Consider the following 17,367-nt stretch of genomic DNA (forward strand, 5'->3'; position numbering starts at 1 on the left):
ACTGGGACGGCCATGCCTGTATTCAGACACAAACAGATCGCCGTGCACAGGTTCCTCACCTTTACCTGAGGAAAACTTGAGGCTGCCTCTGAATCATGATCACATCTGTGAATCGGCGACAGGGGCAGAGCCCCCGGTGCTGCACGCCTGCTTCGGCGTCGGCGAGCACCTCGACTTGGCCGGTCGATCACCGGTGGGGCGCCGCGTGCCCGCGCAGCCGGGCGGACACGGCAGTGGGCCCGCGCGACACCTCGCACGGGCCCACCTCACACACGTGACGCCGGGGCGGCTACGCCCAGGTGATCAGGCGTTTCGGCTGTTCCAGGATCGCGGCGACGTCCGCCAGCACCTTCGAGCCGAGCTCGCCGTCGACCAGGCGGTGGTCGAAGGAGAGGGCCAGCGTGGTCACCTGACGGGGCTTCACCTTGCCCTTGTGGACCCACGGCTGGAGCTTGATCGCGCCGACCGCGAGGATCGCGGACTCGCCGGGGTTGAGGATCGGCGTGCCCGTGTCGACGCCGAAGACGCCGACGTTGGTGATGGTCACCGTGCCGCCCGCCATCGCCGCCGGGGACGTCTTGCCCTCGCGGGCCGTGGAGACCAGCTCGCCCAGGGACGCGGCCAGCTGAGGGAGCGTCTGCTCCTGCGCGTCCTTGATGTTCGGCACGATCAGTCCGCGCGGAGTGGCCGCCGCGATGCCCAGGTTCACGTAGTGCTTCCGCACGATCTCCTGGTTCGCCTCGTCCCAGGCCGCGTTGACCTCGGGGTGGCGCTTGATCGCGACCAGGAGGGCCTTGGCGATGATCAGGAGCGGGTTGACCCGCACCCCGGCCATCTCCTTGTCCTCCTTGAGCTCCGCGACGAGCTTCATCGTGCGCGTCACGTCGACCGTCACGAACTCGGTGACGTGCGGCGCGGTGAACGCGCTGCCCACCATCGCCTGCGCGATGGCCTTCCGTACGCCCTTGACGGGGATACGCGTCTCGCGCGCGCCCATCGAGGCGACCACGGCGGGGGGCGGCGAGTCCTCCGCCGCTGCCGGGGCCGGGATCTGCGGCTGCGCCCGCACCGGCTCGGGAGCCGGGGCGGGGGCCGCCGCCGCGTGCACGTCCTCGCGGGTGATGACGCCGCCCTCGCCGGTCGGGCTGACCGTCGCCAGGTCGATGCCCAGGTCCTTCGCCAGCTTGCGCACCGGAGGCTTCGCGAGCGGGCGGGCCTCGGGCACGACGGCGCCCGTGCCGTGCCCGTTCATCTCGCCCTGGATCGCGGCAGCCGCGGCGGCGGGCGCCGCCTCCGTGCCCTTGCGAGCGCGCCGCTTCGTGGACGACTCGGCCACGCCGTAGCCGACCAGGACCGGGGTGCGGCCCTTCGGCGCCTCGGCCTCGGGCTCCGGCTCGGCGGCGGGCGCGGGGGCCTCCGCGGCGGGGGCCGGGTCCGGGGCCGCGTCGCCGCTGCCCGGTGCCACGTCCACGACGATGATCACCTGGCCGACGTCCACGGTCGTTCCCTCGCCGAAGCGCAGCTCGTGCACCACCCCGTCGAACGGGATCGGCAGCTCGACGGCCGCCTTCGCCGTCTCGACCTCGCAGACGACATGGCCGTCGGTGACGGTGTCGCCGGGCTGGACGAACCACTTGAGGATCTCGGCCTCGGTCAGTCCCTCGCCCACGTCGGGCATCTTGAACTCACGGAAGCGAGCGGCGTTCGTAGTTTCGGTCATCGTTGTCACGCCCCAGTCCTCAGTACGCCAGCGAGCGGTCGACGGCGTCGAGCACACGGTCCAGACCCGGCAGGTACTCGTCCTCAAGCCGGGCCGGCGGGTACGGCACGTGGTAGCCGCCGACCCTCAGCACGGGTGCCTCCAGGTGGTAGAAGCACCGCTCCGTGATGCGGGCGGCGATCTCCGCGCCGGAACCGTAGAACACCGGCGCCTCGTGCACCACGACCAGGCGGCGGGTCTTCTCGACCGAGGTCTGGATGGCGTCGAAGTCGATCGGGGACATCGAGCGCAGGTCCACGACCTCGATCGACTTGCCCTCCTCCTGGGCCGCCGCGGCGGCCTCCAGGCAGACCTTCACCATCGGGCCGTACGCCACGAGCGTGAGGTCCGTGCCGGTGCGGGCGACGGCGGCGCGGTGCAGCCCGCCCGGGATGGCCTCGGTGTCCAGCTCGCCCTTGTCCCAGTACCGGCGCTTCGGCTCGAAGAAGATGACCGGGTCGTCGCTCTGGACGGCCTGCTGCATCATCCAGTACGCGTCGGACGCGTTGGAGGGGGAGACCACCTTCAGGCCCGCGACGTGCGCGAACAGTGCCTCGGGCGACTCGGAGTGGTGCTCCACCGCGCCGATGCCGCCGCCGTACGGGATGCGCACGACGACCGGGAGCTTGATCTTGCCGAGCGAGCGGGCGTGCATCTTCGCGAGCTGCGTGACGATCTGGTCGTACGCGGGGAAAACGAAGCCGTCGAACTGGATCTCCACGACCGGCCGGTAACCGCGCAGCGCGAGGCCGATCGCGGTGCCGACGATGCCGGACTCCGCGAGCGGGGTGTCGATGACGCGCCCCTCGCCGAAGTCCTTCTGGAGGCCGTCGGTGATCCGGAAGACGCCGCCGAGCTTTCCGACGTCCTCACCCATGATGAGGACCTTGGGGTCGGTGTCGAGGGCCTTGCGCAGCGACTCGTTGAGCGCCTTCGCGATGGACATCTTTTCCATGGCCATGGCTACTTGCCCTCCTCGGCGAACGATGCCTGGTAGGCGGCGAACTGGGCGCGCTCCTCGTCGACGAGGGCGCTCCCGTCGGCGTAGGCATGCTCGAAGATCGCCATCCGGTCCGGTTGCGGCATGGACCGCACCGCCTCGCGTACCCGCTTGCCGAGGGTCTCGCTCTCCTCTTCGAGGGCGGTGAAGAACGCCTCGTCGGCGGCGCCCTCGTTCTCCAGGTAGGTGCGCAGGCGCAGGATCGGGTCCTTGGCCTCCCAGGAGGCGCGCTCCTCGTCGGCCCGGTACTTCGTCGGGTCGTCGGAGGTGGTGTGCGCGCCCATCCGGTAGGTGAACGCCTCGACCAGCGTGGGGCCCTCGCCCCGGCGGGCCCGCTCCAGGGCGGACCGGGTGACGGCCAGGCAGGCCAGTACGTCGTTGCCGTCGACCCGGACGCCGGGGAAGCCGAAGCCCTGGGCGCGCTGGTAGAGCGGCACCCGGGTCTGCTTCTCGGTCGGCTCCGAGATCGCCCACTGGTTGTTCTGGCAGAAGAACACGACCGGCGCGTTGTAGACCGCCGAGAAGGTGAACGCCTCGGCCACATCGCCCTGGCTGGAGGCGCCGTCACCGAAGTACGCGATCACGGCCGAGTCCGCGCCGTCCTTGGCGACGCCCATGGCGTAGCCGGTGGCGTGCAGGGTCTGCGAGCCGATGACGATCGTGTAGAGGTGGAAGTTGTTGGTGTTCGGGTCCCAGCCGCCGTGGTTCACGCCGCGGAACATCCCGAGCAGATTGGTCGGGTCGACGCCCCGGCACCAGGCCACGCCGTGCTCGCGGTAGGTCGGGAAGACGTAGTCGTCGTCGTGCAGGGCCCGGCCGGAGCCGATCTGGGCGGCCTCCTGGCCCAGCAGCGAGGCCCACAGGCCCAGCTCGCCCTGGCGCTGGAGGGCGGTGGCCTCCGCGTCGAAGCGGCGGGTCAGGACCATGTCCCGGTACAGGCCGCGCAGCTCGTCCGCGCTCAGGTCGATCGAGTAGTCCGGGTGCTCGACGCGCTGGCCCTCGGGCGTCAGCAGCTGTACGAGTTCGGGTCCGGAAGTCCCCGGTGTCTTCGCGGGCGTCTTCGCGGCGCTGGTCCGCTTGCTGCTGCGTCGCGGTTTACGCGCGGCAGCAGTGCTCTCCACGGTCACGTGCGTGCTCCTCCGTCGGTCCGGCCCCCGGGGTCTGCCGGGAGACCAGTGCGGCTCGCCTGTGTCCGTACCCGTGCACGGGGTGGGGTGCCGCTCGGTCCGGGAACAGGCGTGACAGGTGCCCCGGCGAGCGCCCTGTTATTAGGCACGTTACCCAGTGCCTCGCGTAACTGCGAAACCCTATCTGACCTGCGATTTTGCTTGGATATCCAAGTAAATCGAAGAATTCGGGAACTCTCGCTGGTCACAGCACTGGTAACAGCCTTGCAGGCTGCCGGAACAACGGCACGTTATCCCGCCGGACAGCGGCAGGGAAGGGGGGAGTGTGTGAGACTGCGTTTGTGCGCAAAGAAGGAAAAATCACGGTTTTTCTGCTGGATGACCATGAAGTCGTCCGCCGCGGAGTTCATGAGCTTCTCTCGGTGGAGGACGATATCGAGGTGGTCGGTGAGGCGGGTACGGCCGAGGACGCGCTGGTCCGCATCCCCGCGACCCGGCCCGATGTCGCCGTCCTGGACGTACGGCTGCCGGACGGCAGCGGGGTGGAGGTGTGCCGGGAGATCCGGTCCCAGGACGAGTCCATCAACTGCCTGATGCTGACCTCGTACGCCGATGACGAGGCACTTTTCGACGCGATCATGGCGGGCGCGGCCGGGTACGTACTGAAGGCGATCCGGGGCAACGAGCTGCTGAACGCGGTACGGGACGTGGCGGCCGGGAAGTCGCTGCTCGACCCGGTGGCCACCGCGCGGGTGCTGGAGCGGCTGCGCGACGGCAAGAAAGGGCGCGGCGACGACAAACTCGCGAACCTGACCGACCAGGAACGCAAGATCCTGGATCTGATCGGTGAGGGGCTGACCAACCGGGTGATCGGGGAGCGGCTGCATCTCGCGGAGAAGACGATCAAGAATTACGTCTCCAGCCTGCTCTCCAAACTCGGTATGGAGCGCCGCTCGCAGGCCGCCGCCTATGTCGCCCGGCTCCAGGCGGAGAAGCGCTGAGCCGCACGTGTAGCGGAGGGTGCCGATTCGGGACTTTGGTCCCCCGGCACCCGGGGCTGCGGCCTCTTATCCACGCGCACTGCGGTCACGCACAGTGGAGGTCATGTCCACCGAGGAAGAACTCCACGCAATCGACCTGCTCGGCCGGGTCCCCTACGGCCGGCTGGCGACGAGCATGCGTGCTCTCCCCTTCCTGACGGTGGCCCGCCACGTCGTGATCGACGGCCGGGTGGTCCTGCGGATGCACGGCGGCCTCGGTTACCACGACGCCTGCAACGGAACCGTCGTCGCGTACGGCGCGGACAACTTCAACGTGGCCGCCGCGGCAGGCAACCGGGATCTGTGGTCCGTGGAGTTCACCGGGCCCGCGCAGACCGTCGAGCCGACCTGCGCCCAGCGCGAGCTGTTCGGCCCCGCCCCCGTCGAGGTGAACGGGGAGTCCTTCACCCCGGCGTTCCTCCGGCTCGACCCGCATTTCGTCCAGGTGCACACTCTGGACTTCCACGCAACTCGTCACAGCCTGCAACACAGCGTGATCTAACATCTGGCGAGTGCCGCGCTCATCTGTAACCCTTACGCCTGTTCCCCCGGTCCGCGAAGTGCTCCGCCGCTATCCGCACGCAGGTGAGCCGCTCACCTGCGAACCGCTGGACCAGGGACTGCTCAACCATGGATACCGCGTCTCCACGACCCGGGGTTCCTACTTCCTCAAGCACCACCTGGACGATTCCACCGGCGACCGCGCCACGATCGTCCGCCAGCACCGGGCCACCCAGCGGCTCCAGTCACTCGGAGTGCCCGTCGCCCCGCCCATCGAGGACACCGAGGGCGGCACGGTCACCGAGATCGGCGGTCGCTGCTACGCCCTGCACCCCTGGGTCGACGGGCTGCACCGGGCCGGCGCCCAGCTCACCGTGGCCCAGTCGGTACGGCTCGGGGCGCTCCTCGGAGCCGTACACACAGGTCTTGAGCAGGTGATGGAAGCGGGTGAGGGCGGCCCTGGGGGCGCGGGGGCCGTGGGGGGTTCGGAGGGCGCGGGCAGGCCGGCCGGTCATGCCAGCCCTGATCCCGCCGACACCTTCGCGGTGATCGACGAGCTGCTGGCCGCCGCCCGTGGCCGGCGGCCCCGGGACTCCTTCGACGAGCTGGCCGAGCACCGGCTCCTGGAACGGCGCACCCTGCTGGACCAGCACGCGGACCGCCGCCCGCCCGCGCCGGGGGTGCCGGCGACCGGCTGGGTGCACGGCGACTTCCACCCGCTGAACGTGCTCTACCGGGGCGCGGACCCGGTGGCGATCCTCGACTGGGACCGCCTCGGCGTGCAGCCGCGCGCGGAGGAGGCGGTACGGGCCGCGGCGATCTTCTTCGTCCAGCCGGCCGGTGAGCTGGAGCTGGCGAAGGTACGGGCCTACGCGCGCGCCTACCGGCGGGCGGCCGGGGCCGGGGCCGCGGAACTGGCCGCCGCCGTGCACCGGGTGTGGTGGGAGCGGCTCAACGACTTCTGGATACTGCGCTGGCGCTACTGCCTGAACGACCGAAGGGCCGACCCGCAGTTTCCCGCGGTGTCGGCCCTGGCGGTGTGGTGGACCCGTGAGTACGACGCGGTGTGCGAGGCCTTCACGGGGTGAGGGGTACAGGACGGCGTGTTCGCGAGGCCGCGCCGTCCGCCCGGAGGGCGGGCCCGGCGGCGTCCGGTGCGGGCGCCGTTCAGGGGGTGGTGCCCACCGGCCCCTCCGCGGTGCCGGTGCTGGCGCCCTCCGCGGTGCCGCCCGGCTCGCCGGCCGCGCCGCCGGCCGGTGTCGTGCCGCCGTCCTGCTCGCCGTTGGCGTTGCCGTCGGTCGTCGTGTTGCCCGTGTCGCCACCCGTGCTGTTGGTGCCGCCATCCGTCGTCGTACCGCCCGTGTCGGTGCTCGCGCCGCCGTCCGTCGTGGTGCCGGAGTCCGTGTCGGACGGGGTGGGCGAGGGAGGCGTGTCCGTTTCGCTCGGAGTGTCCGACGGGGTGTAGGAGGGCCTGCGCGGCGTCTCCTGCTGATCGCCGGAGGAGCTGCCGGGCTGCTGGGTGTCCTGGGTGTGCTCCTCGGTCGGCGAGGCCGAACTCTTCGTCGGGGACGGGGAGCTGGACGTCGGCGTCGGGTCCTTCTTGGGCTTCTCGCCGTCGCTCTTCGTCGCGTTCAGCGCGATGGCGACGCCCGCGCCGATCGCGATCAGTGCCAGCACGACGAACAGCCACAGCTTGCCCCGGCCCCGGCCGCCGCCGGCCTGGTGGCTGCCGTTGCCCTCGTAGCCGCCGTATCCGCCGTCGTCCGGGTTCATCGGCGGCAGGATCGGGCCCTGCGAGGTGTCCCCGTGCTGCGGGTGCCCCATCGCGCGGGTGGCGCCGGTCATGCCGTGGGGCGGGGTGGCGCCGCCCTCGTTCAGCACGACCGGTCCGGTGTTCCAGGTGCCGGTGTGGCCGCCCTGGACCTGGAGCATCTGCAGGCTGTACTGGACGAGCCCGCGCATCTCCTCCGCGCTCTGGAACCGGTCGTCCGGGTCCTTCGCGAGCGAGCGCATGACAAGCCCGTCCAGCTCCGGGGGCACCCCGCCGGACACCTCGGAGGGCGGGACCGGGATGTCCTGAACGTGCTGGTATACGACGGAGAGCGGCGTCTCACCCGTGAACGGGGGCCGCAGCGCCAGCAGTTCGTACAGCAGGCAGCCGGTGGCGTAGAGGTCGGAGCGGTGGTCGACGGCCTTGCCCAGCGCCTGCTCGGGGGAGAGGTACTGCGGCGTCCCCATGACCATGCCGGTCTGGGTCATCGTCGACTGCGCGCCGTGCAGGGCGCGGGCGATGCCGAAGTCCATCACCTTGACCGCACCGGAGTGCGTGATGATCACGTTGGCGGGCTTGATGTCCCGGTGCACGATGCCGTGCTGGTGCGAGTAGGCGAGCGCCTCCAGCACCCCGGAGACGATGATCAGTGCCTGCTCCGGAGGCGGCGGCTCGGCGTTGAGGAGCAGGTCACGGATGGTGTGACCCTCGACGATCTCCATCACGATGTACGGGACGGTCTGCCCGCCCACGGTGTCCTCACCGGAGTCGTACACCGCCACGACCGCATGGTGGTTGAGCCCTGCCACCGACTGGGCCTCGCGCGTGAACCGGGCTTTGGAGACCGGGTCCTCCGCGAGATCGGAGCGCAGCAGTTTCACCGCGACCGTGCGCCCGAGCCGGACGTCCTCGGCCGCGAAGACCTCGGCCATACCGCCCCGGCCGAGCCGGTGGGTCAGCCGGTAACGCCCGTCACCGACAACACCGCCGATGCCCCAGGAATCGGTGCCATCCGGAACTCCGCCGCCGTTTGCTTCGGGTTCGGGTGCCATCAGTCCTCGCCGTCGTATCTGTCCGCGCGTCCGCGGTTCTCACGGTGTCCGGGGCCTTTCGTCCGAAAGGCCCCTGCTGCCCTGCTGCATTGCCACGTCCGTATCGCACGTCCGCATTGCCACGTCACGCTACAGCCTTCGTCGGACACACCGATTTCGAGAGGGACCGGCCATCCAACCGGCTGGGAAGCCGCCCGCGCAAATTGCATCCGGTTACATCCGGTTCCTGTAACGCTTCCGAGACGCTTCTTGTGCGTAGGGTCACGGAACGGGCACCTGGCTTGACGTGTCGTACCCCTCGGGCAGACTTGGCCAGTAATACGGATCTTCGCGTGAGTCGCGCGCCCGAGGGGGAAGTACAAGTCATGAGCCAGGACGGCGCACAAGGGGCCCAGGGTCGCTACGCGGGCGGTTCGGTCGCCGGCGGCCGCTACCAGCTGCGTGACCTGCTCGGCGAAGGCGGGATGGCGTCCGTATATCTGGCGTACGACTCCGCGCTGGACCGACAGGTAGCGATCAAGACGCTTCATACGGAGCTGGGCCGCGAGCAGTCCTTCCGCGAGCGGTTCCGGCGCGAGGCGCAGGCGGTCGCGAAGCTCCAGCACACCAACATCGTCTCCGTCTTCGACACCGGCGAGGACGAGCTCGGCGGCGCGCTGATGCCGTACATCGTCATGGAGTACGTCGAGGGGCAGCCGCTCGGCTCCGTCCTGCAGGCGGACATCCGCAGTCAGGGTGCGATGCCGGCCGACAAGGCGCTCAAGGTGACGGCCGATGTGCTGGCCGCCCTGGACACCAGCCACGAAATGGGCCTGGTCCACCGCGACATCAAGCCCGGCAACGTCATGGTGACCAAGCGCGGCATCGTGAAGGTCATGGACTTCGGCATCGCCCGCGCCATGCAGTCCGGCGTCACGTCGATGACGCAGACCGGCATGGTCGTCGGCACCCCGCAGTACCTCTCCCCCGAACAGGCCCTGGGCCGCGGGGTGGACGCGCGCTCCGACCTGTACTCGGTCGGCATCATGCTGTTCCAGCTGCTGACCGGCCGCATCCCGTTCGACGCGGACTCCCCGCTGGCCATCGCGTACGCGCATGTGCAGGAGGAGCCGGTCGCGCCGTCCACCATCAACCGGTCGATCACCCCGGCGATGGACGCGCTGGTCGCCCGCGCGCTGAAGAAGAACCCGAACGAGCGCTTCCCGAGCGCCGCCGCGATGCAGGACGAGATCCACCGGGTGCTGAGCGCCGGCGGCCGGACGGGCGCCCCGGTGATCGTCGGGGACGCCGGCGCACCGGCGAACAGCGGATCCGGCGTCGGTTCCGCCGTCTTCCCGCCGGTCGACCAGTCCACCCCGGCTCCGCAGAACGTCCAGACGCCGTACCAGCCGGGCCCGTACCAGTCGCACCAGCAGCCCGGCCCCTACGGCACGCCGACGCCCGCGCCGTCGTACGGCTACCCCCAGTCGGCCCCGGCGTACCAGAGCCAGGCGCCGATGCAGTCCATGCAGCCGATGCAGCAGCAGACCCCGCCGCCGTACTCGGTGTCGCCGCAGACGGCGTCCACCCCCGCCAATGGTGGCGGCTCCAACGGCGGTTCCAAGCGAAACACTCCGGTGATCGTGGGCTCGATCGTGGTGGCGCTGATCGCGATCGGCGGTCTGATCACGGTGCTCTCGATGAAGGGCGGCGACGACGACAAGCCCACGACGAGCCAGTCCGAGCCGGCCGCCGACCACAAGGGTCCGGAGCGGAACCGGACGATGGACACCGACAAGTGCACGGACGCGATGGAGGACAACGACGACCCGAACAAGGTCGACGCCCCGAGCTTCCTGTACAAGGACATCATCTCCGCGCGGCAGTGCGCGGACGCGGCCGGCTGGACGATCAAGAAGATCGAGGTGCCGGGCAACGCCTACGCGGAGGACCAGGTCGTCGACCAGTTCCCCACCGCCGGAACCGCGGTCCCCAAGACCGGCGCCCACTTCGAGCTCCGCATCGCCACCGGGGATCCGGCGTAGTACGTAGCGGGCGCAGTACGTAGCGGGGTGCGGGCGCAGGGCCTCGGGCCATCCGTCCGCATCACCTGAGATGCCGGACATATCGTCACATGTGACGCTGGCCACATGGCTTCAGGACGCTCCCCCTCGCGGCCCTCACGGCGCGCGGCCTGCCTCGCACTGACGGCGGCCGCGGCCCTGGGGGCCATGGCGACGGGCGGAGAGGCGCGGGCGGCGGGTGCTTCCGTAGCAGCGCGGGCGGCGGGGGCTTCCGTGGCCGCGGGTTCCGCTTCCGCCGTGCCGGGGCCGGCCGGACCGTCGTCGGGACCGGCCGGACCGCCGTCCGCGCCGCCGCCCGGGTCCGCCGCAGGGCCCTCGCCGGGTCCCTCGTCGGGCGGGACGCCGTCATCGACGCCCACCGTGCCGCCCTCGGAGTCCGCGCCCGCCCCCCAGGGGCCCGGCGCACCCACCGGCCCCTCCGCCGCACCCGCACCCCCCGCACCACCGCCCTCCTCCGCGTCCCCGCCGTCCGACGCCTCCGGATCGCCCTCACCGAGCGCCGGATCGCCGCGGCCGGACGACGAGCAGTCACCGCTGGCCGGGCTGCCCGCCGGGGAGGGGCGACTGCGCCCCGGACGGCAGCTGACGCCCCGGGAGATCGCACGGGCCGACGACGCGATCGAGGCCGAGGAGGACCGGTCCAGCGCGACGGACCCCGCCGCCGTACCGGCCGTCACTCCTGACGCGAGCGCGTCGCCGAAGACCGGGCGGCTCGCCCGGCAGGCCCTCGACGGACGGGCCGTACAACAGGTCAAGGAGATGTCGCTCGGCGTGGGAATCTGCCTGGTCGGGCTGGGTCTGGGCTTCCTCGCGCTGCGCATGCGCCGCGCCGACTGACCGCCGCACCCGGACCGCCCCGCCCCCTTCGCACCAGGTCACAGACTTGCGTTCGGCAACATACTCGGTATACATACTCAGTATGTCGATCCGTCACGGGCTGCTTGCCCTCCTGGAACGGGGGCCGCGCTACGGCTCCCAGCTCCGCACCGAATTCGAGTCGCGCACCGGCTCCACCTGGCCGCTCAACGTCGGGCAGGTGTACACGACGCTGAGCAGACTGGAGCGCGACGGCCTGGTCGTCCAGGACGGCGAGGACGACCAGGGCCACTCCCTGTACTCGATCAGCGACGAGGGGCGCACCGAGCTGCGCAGCTGGTTCGAGACCCCCGTGGACCGGAGCAGCCCGCCCCGCGACGAGCTGGCCATCAAGCTCGCCATGGCCGTCGGCGCACCCGGCGTGGACATCAGGGCCGTCATCCAGTCCCAGCGCCACCACACCGTGAAGGCGATGCAGGACTACACGCGTCTCAAGGCGCAGGCCCTCACCGATGTGCCCACCAACCGCGATGAGGTCGCCTGGCTGCTCGTACTGGAACAGCTGATCTTCCAGGCCGAGGCGGAGGCCCGCTGGCTGGACCACTGCGAGGCCCGGCTGGTCCGGCTGGCGGAGGCCGCCGCCACCGAACCGGAGATCAGCACGCCCGCACCCGGCCCCGCCCGCCCCGCAAAGGCCCGCACCCGCCGCTGAGCCCCGGCCCCGGCCCCGGCCCCCGCCGCTCAGAGATCCACAGGCGCACCGACCACAGAATCCGCATTTGTTCCGAGGGGGAACCACCCGTCATGTCACTGCACGCCCCGTCCCCGGCCACTCCGCCCCTGTCGGTGGACGCGCCGGTGCTCGAACTCCGCTCGCTCACCCGCACCCACGGCACCGGCATCGCCGAGGTGCACGCCCTGCGCGGCATCAACCTGTCGGTGCACGCCGGTGAGCTCGTCGCCGTGATGGGCCCGTCCGGCTCCGGCAAGTCCACCCTGCTGACCATCGCCGGCGGCCTGGACTCCGCGACGTCGGGCCAGGTCGTCATCGAGGGCCAGGACATCTCCGCGCTCGGCCGCAAGGGCGTGGCCGCGCTGCGCCGCCGCAGCGTCGGCTACGTCTTCCAGGACTACAACCTGATCCCCGCCCTGACCGCCGCGGAGAACATCGCCCTGCCGCGTGAGCTGGACGGAGTCCCCGTCCGCAAGGCGCGCAAGGAGGCCCGTGCCGCGCTGGAGGAGATGAACCTCCTGGAGATCGGTGACCGCTTCCCCGACGAGATGTCCGGCGGCCAGCAGCAGCGCGTCGCGATAGCCCGCGCGCTGGTGGGGGACCGGCGCCTGGTGCTCGCCGACGAGCCGACCGGGGCGCTCGACTCCGAGACCGGTGAGGCCGTCCTCGCGCTGCTGCGCAACCGCTGCGACCAGGGCGCGGCCGGGGTGATGGTGACGCACGAACCGCGCTACGCCGCCTGGGCGGACCGGGTCGTCTTCCTGCGGGACGGCTCGATCGTCGACCAGACGCTGAGCGTCGGCGCGGACTCGCTGCTCGCCACCGGGGGCAACGCGTGAGCGTCTTCACTGGGTGGCGCGCCGCCCTCCGGATCGCCCGGCGCGACGCCATGCGCGCCAAGGGCCGCAGCGCGCTGGTGGTCGCGATGATCGCGATACCGGTGCTCGGCGTCACCGCCCTCGACGTGACGTACCGCAGTGTGGAGATCTCCACCTCCGAGCAGCTGGCGGCCCAGCTGGGGTCGGCCGACGCGCTGTTCACCGACCCCCAGGCCGGTCCGCTGGACCAGTCGGTCAGCGGCGACGACTACAACCCTCTCAGCGACGACCCGGAATCGTCCGAGGACATCCCCGCGATCGACCTGCGGACCGCGTTCCCGAAGGGTTCGCGCGCCATCAGCATCCAGGCGGCGCCCGCGAACGTCACCACCGGGTACGGCGTCGCCGACACCGAGATCTACGAGTTCCGGACCTCCGACCCGATGGCGCGCGGCAAGATCGACCTCGTCGACGGCGCGTTCCCGAAGGGCACCGGCGAGATGGTCGCCACCGAGGCGTTCCTGAAGTCGGCCGGTCTGCACATCGGTTCACACATCACCGTGCGCGGTCCGAACCGGAAGTACACCGTCACCGGCACGGTCGAGCAGCCACAGAACCTGTCGGCCAAGGCCCTGTACGCGGACCCGGGCGCGGTCATCGCCCCGTGGAAGGCCAACGCCGCCCGCGACAAGAAGGTGCTGCCGCCGAACACCGACGACCTGAGCTGGCTGGTGAAGGCGGGCAACGGAACGGGGGTCAGCTGGTCCGACGTGATGGCGGCCAACAAGAAGGGCGCGCTCGTCGTCTCGCGCCAGGTCGTCCTCGACCCGCCGCCGGACTCCGAGGTCCCGCTGATCAAGAAGCGCGGCAGCAACCCGGCACCCGAATCCTCCACCGAGCTGAGCGCGGCCCTCATCACGGTCGTCGCCATGGCGGTCCTGGAGATCGTGCTGCTCGCCGGACCGGCCTTCGCCGTCGGCGCGCGCCGCTCACGCCGTCAGCTCGGCCTTCTCGGCACCTGCGGCGGGGACCGGCGCCATGTACGGGCCGTGGTCCTCTCCGGCGGGCTGGTGCTCGGCGGCGCCGGAGCCGTGGTGGGGGTGGTGGCCGGACTGGCGCTCACCGCGCTGTTCCAGCCGCTGATCGAGGAGCAGGCCCAGCACCGCTTCGGCTCGCTCGTCATGGACCCGAAGGAACTGCTGGCCATCGCCGTGATCGGGATGATCACCGGAGTGCTGGCGGCGCTGGCCCCGGCGATCGTGGCGGGCCGCCAGTCCGTACTGGAGTCGCTCACCGGACACCGCGGTGTCCGGCGCAGCTCCCGGGTCCTGCCGATCGTGGGCGCCTGCGCCCTGGCCGTCGGCGTCGCGATCGCCGTCCTGGGCGGCACCACCGGCAACTCCACCGAGGTCGCCGCCGGTTCCGTGGTCGCCGAGCTGGGACTCCTGTGCTGCATCCCGGTGATCGTCGGGTTCCTCGGGCGGCTCGGCCGCGCGCTGCCGCTCTCGCCCCGGATGGCACTGCGCGACGCGGCCCGCAACCGGGGCAGGACCGCTCCGGCGGTCGCGGCGGTCATGGCCGCGGTCGCGGGCTCGGTCGCCATCGCCACGTTCGTGTCCAGCAAGGACGCCCAGGGGGAGTACGACTACACGCCGATGTTCAGCCCGAAGTCGGTCGTGCTGTACGCAGCGGACGGAGACAACACCAAGGCGGTGGAGCAGCTGGCACGGGCGGCGGTGGAGCGGAACATGAACCCCATCGGCAAACCCGCCGAGGTCTCCCGGCTCTGGGCCGGCAGCGACTGCAACACGTACTACGAGGACGAGAACGACTGCGGCTCGCTCGAACTGGTCAAGCCCACCGGCAAGGGGCACACCTGCCCGCTCCACACCAAGGGTGCCAAGCAGCTCGCGCTCCGGTTGAGCGACGAGGAGCACCGCCGCACGATGCACTCCCCCGAGTGCGTGGACGAGCGCTACACCATCGACGCGTTCAACTCGGGCGGGAGCAACATCGTCATCGGTGACGCGTCGCTGCTCACGACGTACGTCAAGCTCGACGACCCGGCCGCCGCCAGGGCACTGGACGCGGGCACCCCCGTGCTGCTCAACCGGGCGTACGCGAAGGACGGGCAGGTCACGCTCAAGGCCGTCCACCGGTACAGCGACAAGGACAAGAAGAACCGCGCCCTGCATCCGGGCCCGGCGAAGACGAAGACGGACCGGCTGAAGGTGTACGTCGCGGACGCCAAGTACGCCGAGACGCCCGGAATCCGCATGATCATGCCGGAGAAGAGCGCACAGCGGCTCGGACTGCACACCGCCGCGTACGGCAGCGTGTACAACGTCGCCCACCCGCCGACGGACGCGGAGTCGCAGCGGACCGATGCCGCGATCCAGCAGGCCGGTGCGAACGTCTACGTGCGCACCGGATCGGAACCCGGTGACCGCGAGGACACCATGCTGCTGGTGCTGACGCTGTTCGCCGGAGTGGTGACGGTGGGTGCGGCCGCGATCACGACCGGGCTGTCCAAGGCCGACGCGGAGGCCGACCTCACCACGCTCAGCGCGGTGGGCGCTCCCCCGGGGGTACGGCGGACCCTGTCCGGGCTCCAGTGCCTGGTGGTGGCGCTCACCGGGGTGCTGCTCGGGACGGCCGCGGGGCTGGTGCCCGCGGTGGCACTGCGCCTGATCGACCTGCGCAACGCGCTGGAGGCGATGCGGGAGGACCCGATGGAGTCCGCTTACACCCCGATCGTGGTGCCCTGGGTGACCATCGGCCTGCTGGCCGTGGTCGTACCGCTGCTGGCCGGGCTGCTGGCGGCGCTGTTCACCCGCTCCCGGCTGACGCTGGCGCGGCGGGCCGGCTGACCAGCGGCTGCGGTGTTGTCCCGGTGCCCCCGGAAACGGTGGATCTCACGTTTCCGGGGGCACCACAGTGTTGAACCGCAGGTGTGCGAGACAATGGACGACATGGAGATGCCGAGGAATGAACGGTCGCAGGAGCACCCCCAAGTCCTCGTGGTGGGACAGGACGGAATGGCGATCGGTGGCGGTGGAACCGACGACGAGTCGCGCGAGATCCCGGTGACGGAGATGGTCGAGCAGCCCGCGAAGGTGATGCGCATCGGCAGCATGATCAAGCAGCTCCTGGAGGAGGTCAGGGCGGCTCCCCTCGACGAGGCCAGCCGCGTCCGCCTCAAGGAGATCCACGCCAGCTCGGTCAAGGAGCTGGAGGACGGCCTCGCGCCGGAGCTGGTGGAGGAGCTGGAGCGGCTCTCGCTGCCGTTCACCGAGGAGTCGGTCCCCTCTGAGGCGGAGCTGCGGATCGCGCAGGCCCAGCTGGTGGGCTGGCTGGAGGGCCTCTTCCACGGCATCCAGACGGCCCTGTTCGCCCAGCAGATGGCGGCCCGCGCACAGCTGGAGCAGATGCGCCGCGCCCTGCCCCCGGGCACGGTCGGCGAGGAGGAGGAAGGCGGCGGGGACCCGCACGGACCGATCCGCTCGGGCCCGTACCTGTAACCCCGTACCCGTACTCGCACCCGTATCTGTATCTGTACTGATCACCCCGAACCGAATGGGCCCGGCACACGGAGACCGTGTGCCGGGCCCTTCGGTTGGGTTGCGGCTGCCGGCTCAGGCCGCCGCGGGTGAGCGGAGGAGCACCTTGCCGATGTGGGTGCTGGACTCCATCACCCGGTGCGCCTCTGCCGCGTCCCGCATCGGCAGCGTACGGTCCACCACCGGCCGTACGACGCCGTCGGTGAGGAGCGGCCAGACGTGCTCGCGTACGGCCGCGACGATCGCGGCCTTCTCCGCGAGCGGGCGCCCGCGCAGCGAGGTCGCGGTGACGGCGGCGCGCTTACTCAGCAGGGCGCCGAGGTTCAGTTCGCCCTTGGCGCCGCCCTGGAGGCCGATGATCGCGAGCCGGCCGTTGACGGCGAGCGCCTGCACGTTCCGGTCCAGGTACTTCGCGCCGATGATGTCGAGGATGACGTCGGCGCCCGCCCCGTCCGTCGCGCGGTTGATCTCCTCGACGAAGTCCTGCTCGCGGTAGTCGATCAGGACATCGGCGCCCAGCTCCGCGCAGCGTTCCAGCTTCTCGGGCCCGCCCGCCGTCACCGCGACCCGGGCTCCGACCGCCTTGGCCAGCTGGATCGCCATCGTGCCGATGCCGCTGGACCCGCCGTGCACCAGCAACGTCTCGGCGGGGCGCAGGTGCGCCACCATGAACACGTTCGACCAGACGGTCGCGGTCACCTCGGGCAGCGCCGCCGCGAGAACGAGGTCCAGTCCGGCAGGTACGGGGAGCAACTGCCCGACCGGGACGGCGACCTTCTCCGCGTAACCGCCGCCCGCCAGCAGCGCGCACACCTCGTCGCCGACCGACCAGCCGGTGACACCCGCACCGATGGCGGAGATCCGGCCCGCGCACTCCAGCCCCGGGTAGGGCGAGGCGCCGGGCGGCGGGTTGTAGAAGCCCTGCCGCTGGAGCACATCCGCACGGTTGACCGCGCTGGAGACGACATCGACGAGGACCTCGCCCTCGCCGGGTACGGGATCGGGCACCTCGGCCCAGACGAGTGCCTCGGGGCCACCGGGTTCGGGGATCGTGATCGCATGCATGGCCGCGAGGCTACTCCGTGCCGTGCGGACGAGCGGTGCGAGGCGCGGCCAGGTCGGGGCGG

At 71.0% G+C, this 17,367-nt stretch carries 14 protein-coding genes; 9 read left to right on the forward strand and 5 right to left on the reverse strand.

From position 1 onward, the window contains the following. Positions 1-289: 289 nt before the first annotated feature. The 3 genes from ACFVQ0_RS15780 to pdhA are packed head-to-tail and all read right to left on the reverse strand — an operon-like array spanning position 290 to position 3,886. Positions 290-1,729: a dihydrolipoamide acetyltransferase family protein gene (locus tag ACFVQ0_RS15780; protein WP_390088312.1), complete on the reverse strand. Its 1,440-nt coding sequence runs from the start codon at positions 1,727-1,729 to the stop codon at positions 290-292. A 10-nt stretch (positions 1,730-1,739) separates the two neighbouring features. Beyond that, positions 1,740-2,720 (reverse strand): alpha-ketoacid dehydrogenase subunit beta, encoded by a 981-nt coding sequence (locus ACFVQ0_RS15785; RefSeq protein ID WP_390088314.1) that lies wholly within the window; start codon positions 2,718-2,720, stop codon positions 1,740-1,742. Between the two features lie 2 nt (positions 2,721-2,722). Beyond that, entirely contained in the window at positions 2,723-3,886 is a 1,164-nt protein-coding gene (pdhA, locus tag ACFVQ0_RS15790; RefSeq protein WP_390088316.1) for a pyruvate dehydrogenase (acetyl-transferring) E1 component subunit alpha, read from the reverse strand. Between the two features lie 341 nt (positions 3,887-4,227). On the opposite strand from pdhA, the gene ACFVQ0_RS15795 reads away from it, so the two are divergent. The 3 genes from ACFVQ0_RS15795 (at position 4,228) to ACFVQ0_RS15805 (ending at position 6,515) form a co-directional block, all read left to right on the forward strand. Then, positions 4,228-4,887, forward strand: coding sequence for a response regulator (locus ACFVQ0_RS15795; protein ID WP_390088318.1), 660 nt, complete (start codon positions 4,228-4,230; stop codon positions 4,885-4,887). A gap of 103 nt (positions 4,888-4,990) precedes the next feature. Further along, positions 4,991-5,428, forward strand: a complete 438-nt coding sequence (locus tag ACFVQ0_RS15800) for a pyridoxamine 5'-phosphate oxidase family protein (RefSeq protein ID WP_390088320.1) — start codon at positions 4,991-4,993, stop codon at positions 5,426-5,428. A 58-nt stretch (positions 5,429-5,486) separates the two neighbouring features. After that, on the forward strand, positions 5,487-6,515 hold the full coding sequence (locus ACFVQ0_RS15805) for a phosphotransferase enzyme family protein (RefSeq protein ID WP_390088322.1): 1,029 nt from the start codon (positions 5,487-5,489) through the stop codon (positions 6,513-6,515). A 79-nt stretch (positions 6,516-6,594) separates the two neighbouring features. On the opposite strand, the gene ACFVQ0_RS15810 is transcribed toward ACFVQ0_RS15805, so the two are convergent. Then, positions 6,595-8,250: a protein kinase gene (locus ACFVQ0_RS15810; protein WP_390088323.1), complete on the reverse strand. Its 1,656-nt coding sequence runs from the start codon at positions 8,248-8,250 to the stop codon at positions 6,595-6,597. A gap of 365 nt (positions 8,251-8,615) precedes the next feature. On the opposite strand from ACFVQ0_RS15810, the gene ACFVQ0_RS15815 reads away from it, so the two are divergent. The 6 genes from ACFVQ0_RS15815 to ACFVQ0_RS15840 all read left to right on the forward strand — a co-directional run bounded on the left by ACFVQ0_RS15815 (position 8,616) and on the right by ACFVQ0_RS15840 (position 16,201). Continuing rightward, positions 8,616-10,274 (forward strand): protein kinase, encoded by a 1,659-nt coding sequence (locus tag ACFVQ0_RS15815; RefSeq protein ID WP_390088325.1) that lies wholly within the window; start codon positions 8,616-8,618, stop codon positions 10,272-10,274. 399 nt (positions 10,275-10,673) lie between these two features. Further along, the gene (locus ACFVQ0_RS15820) at positions 10,674-11,150 is read left to right on the forward strand and encodes a hypothetical protein (RefSeq protein WP_390088327.1); all 477 of its coding nucleotides are present in this window, start codon (positions 10,674-10,676) and stop codon (positions 11,148-11,150) included. An 82-nt stretch (positions 11,151-11,232) separates the two neighbouring features. Then, complete coding sequence (locus ACFVQ0_RS15825; protein ID WP_390088329.1) at positions 11,233-11,841, forward strand: PadR family transcriptional regulator; 609 nt, start codon at positions 11,233-11,235, stop codon at positions 11,839-11,841. A 92-nt stretch (positions 11,842-11,933) separates the two neighbouring features. Further along, on the forward strand, positions 11,934-12,701 hold the full coding sequence (locus ACFVQ0_RS15830) for an ABC transporter ATP-binding protein (protein ID WP_390088331.1): 768 nt from the start codon (positions 11,934-11,936) through the stop codon (positions 12,699-12,701). Continuing rightward, the gene (locus ACFVQ0_RS15835; RefSeq protein ID WP_390088333.1) at positions 12,698-15,550 is read left to right on the forward strand and encodes an FtsX-like permease family protein; all 2,853 of its coding nucleotides are present in this window, start codon (positions 12,698-12,700) and stop codon (positions 15,548-15,550) included. Before ACFVQ0_RS15830 ends, ACFVQ0_RS15835 begins: the two co-directional genes overlap by 4 nt. 102 nt (positions 15,551-15,652) lie before the next feature. Beyond that, entirely contained in the window at positions 15,653-16,201 is a 549-nt protein-coding gene (locus ACFVQ0_RS15840) for a bacterial proteasome activator family protein (protein WP_390088335.1), read from the forward strand. A gap of 114 nt (positions 16,202-16,315) precedes the next feature. On the opposite strand, the gene ACFVQ0_RS15845 is transcribed toward ACFVQ0_RS15840, so the two are convergent. Next, positions 16,316-17,305 (reverse strand): NAD(P)H-quinone oxidoreductase, encoded by a 990-nt coding sequence (locus ACFVQ0_RS15845; RefSeq protein WP_390088337.1) that lies wholly within the window; start codon positions 17,303-17,305, stop codon positions 16,316-16,318. Positions 17,306-17,367 lie beyond the last annotated feature (62 nt).

The sequence above is a fragment of the Streptomyces sp. NPDC057900 genome, from assembly GCF_042887885.1.
Lineage (GTDB): Bacteria > Actinomycetota > Actinomycetes > Streptomycetales > Streptomycetaceae > Streptomyces.

Coding starts and splice junctions, on each gene's coding strand:
- ACFVQ0_RS15785 (WP_390088314.1), bottom strand. CDS start 2,720: ATGGCCATGGAAAAGATGTCCATCGCGAAGGCGCTCAACGAGTCGCTG.
- ACFVQ0_RS15800 (WP_390088320.1), top strand. CDS start 4,991: ATGTCCACCGAGGAAGAACTCCACGCAATCGACCTGCTCGGCCGGGTC.
- ACFVQ0_RS15810 (WP_390088323.1), bottom strand. CDS start 8,250: ATGGCACCCGAACCCGAAGCAAACGGCGGCGGAGTTCCGGATGGCACC.
- ACFVQ0_RS15815 (WP_390088325.1), top strand. CDS start 8,616: ATGAGCCAGGACGGCGCACAAGGGGCCCAGGGTCGCTACGCGGGCGGT.
- ACFVQ0_RS15825 (WP_390088329.1), top strand. CDS start 11,233: ATGTCGATCCGTCACGGGCTGCTTGCCCTCCTGGAACGGGGGCCGCGC.
- ACFVQ0_RS15830 (WP_390088331.1), top strand. CDS start 11,934: ATGTCACTGCACGCCCCGTCCCCGGCCACTCCGCCCCTGTCGGTGGAC.
- ACFVQ0_RS15840 (WP_390088335.1), top strand. CDS start 15,653: ATGGAGATGCCGAGGAATGAACGGTCGCAGGAGCACCCCCAAGTCCTC.
- ACFVQ0_RS15845 (WP_390088337.1), bottom strand. CDS start 17,305: ATGCATGCGATCACGATCCCCGAACCCGGTGGCCCCGAGGCACTCGTC.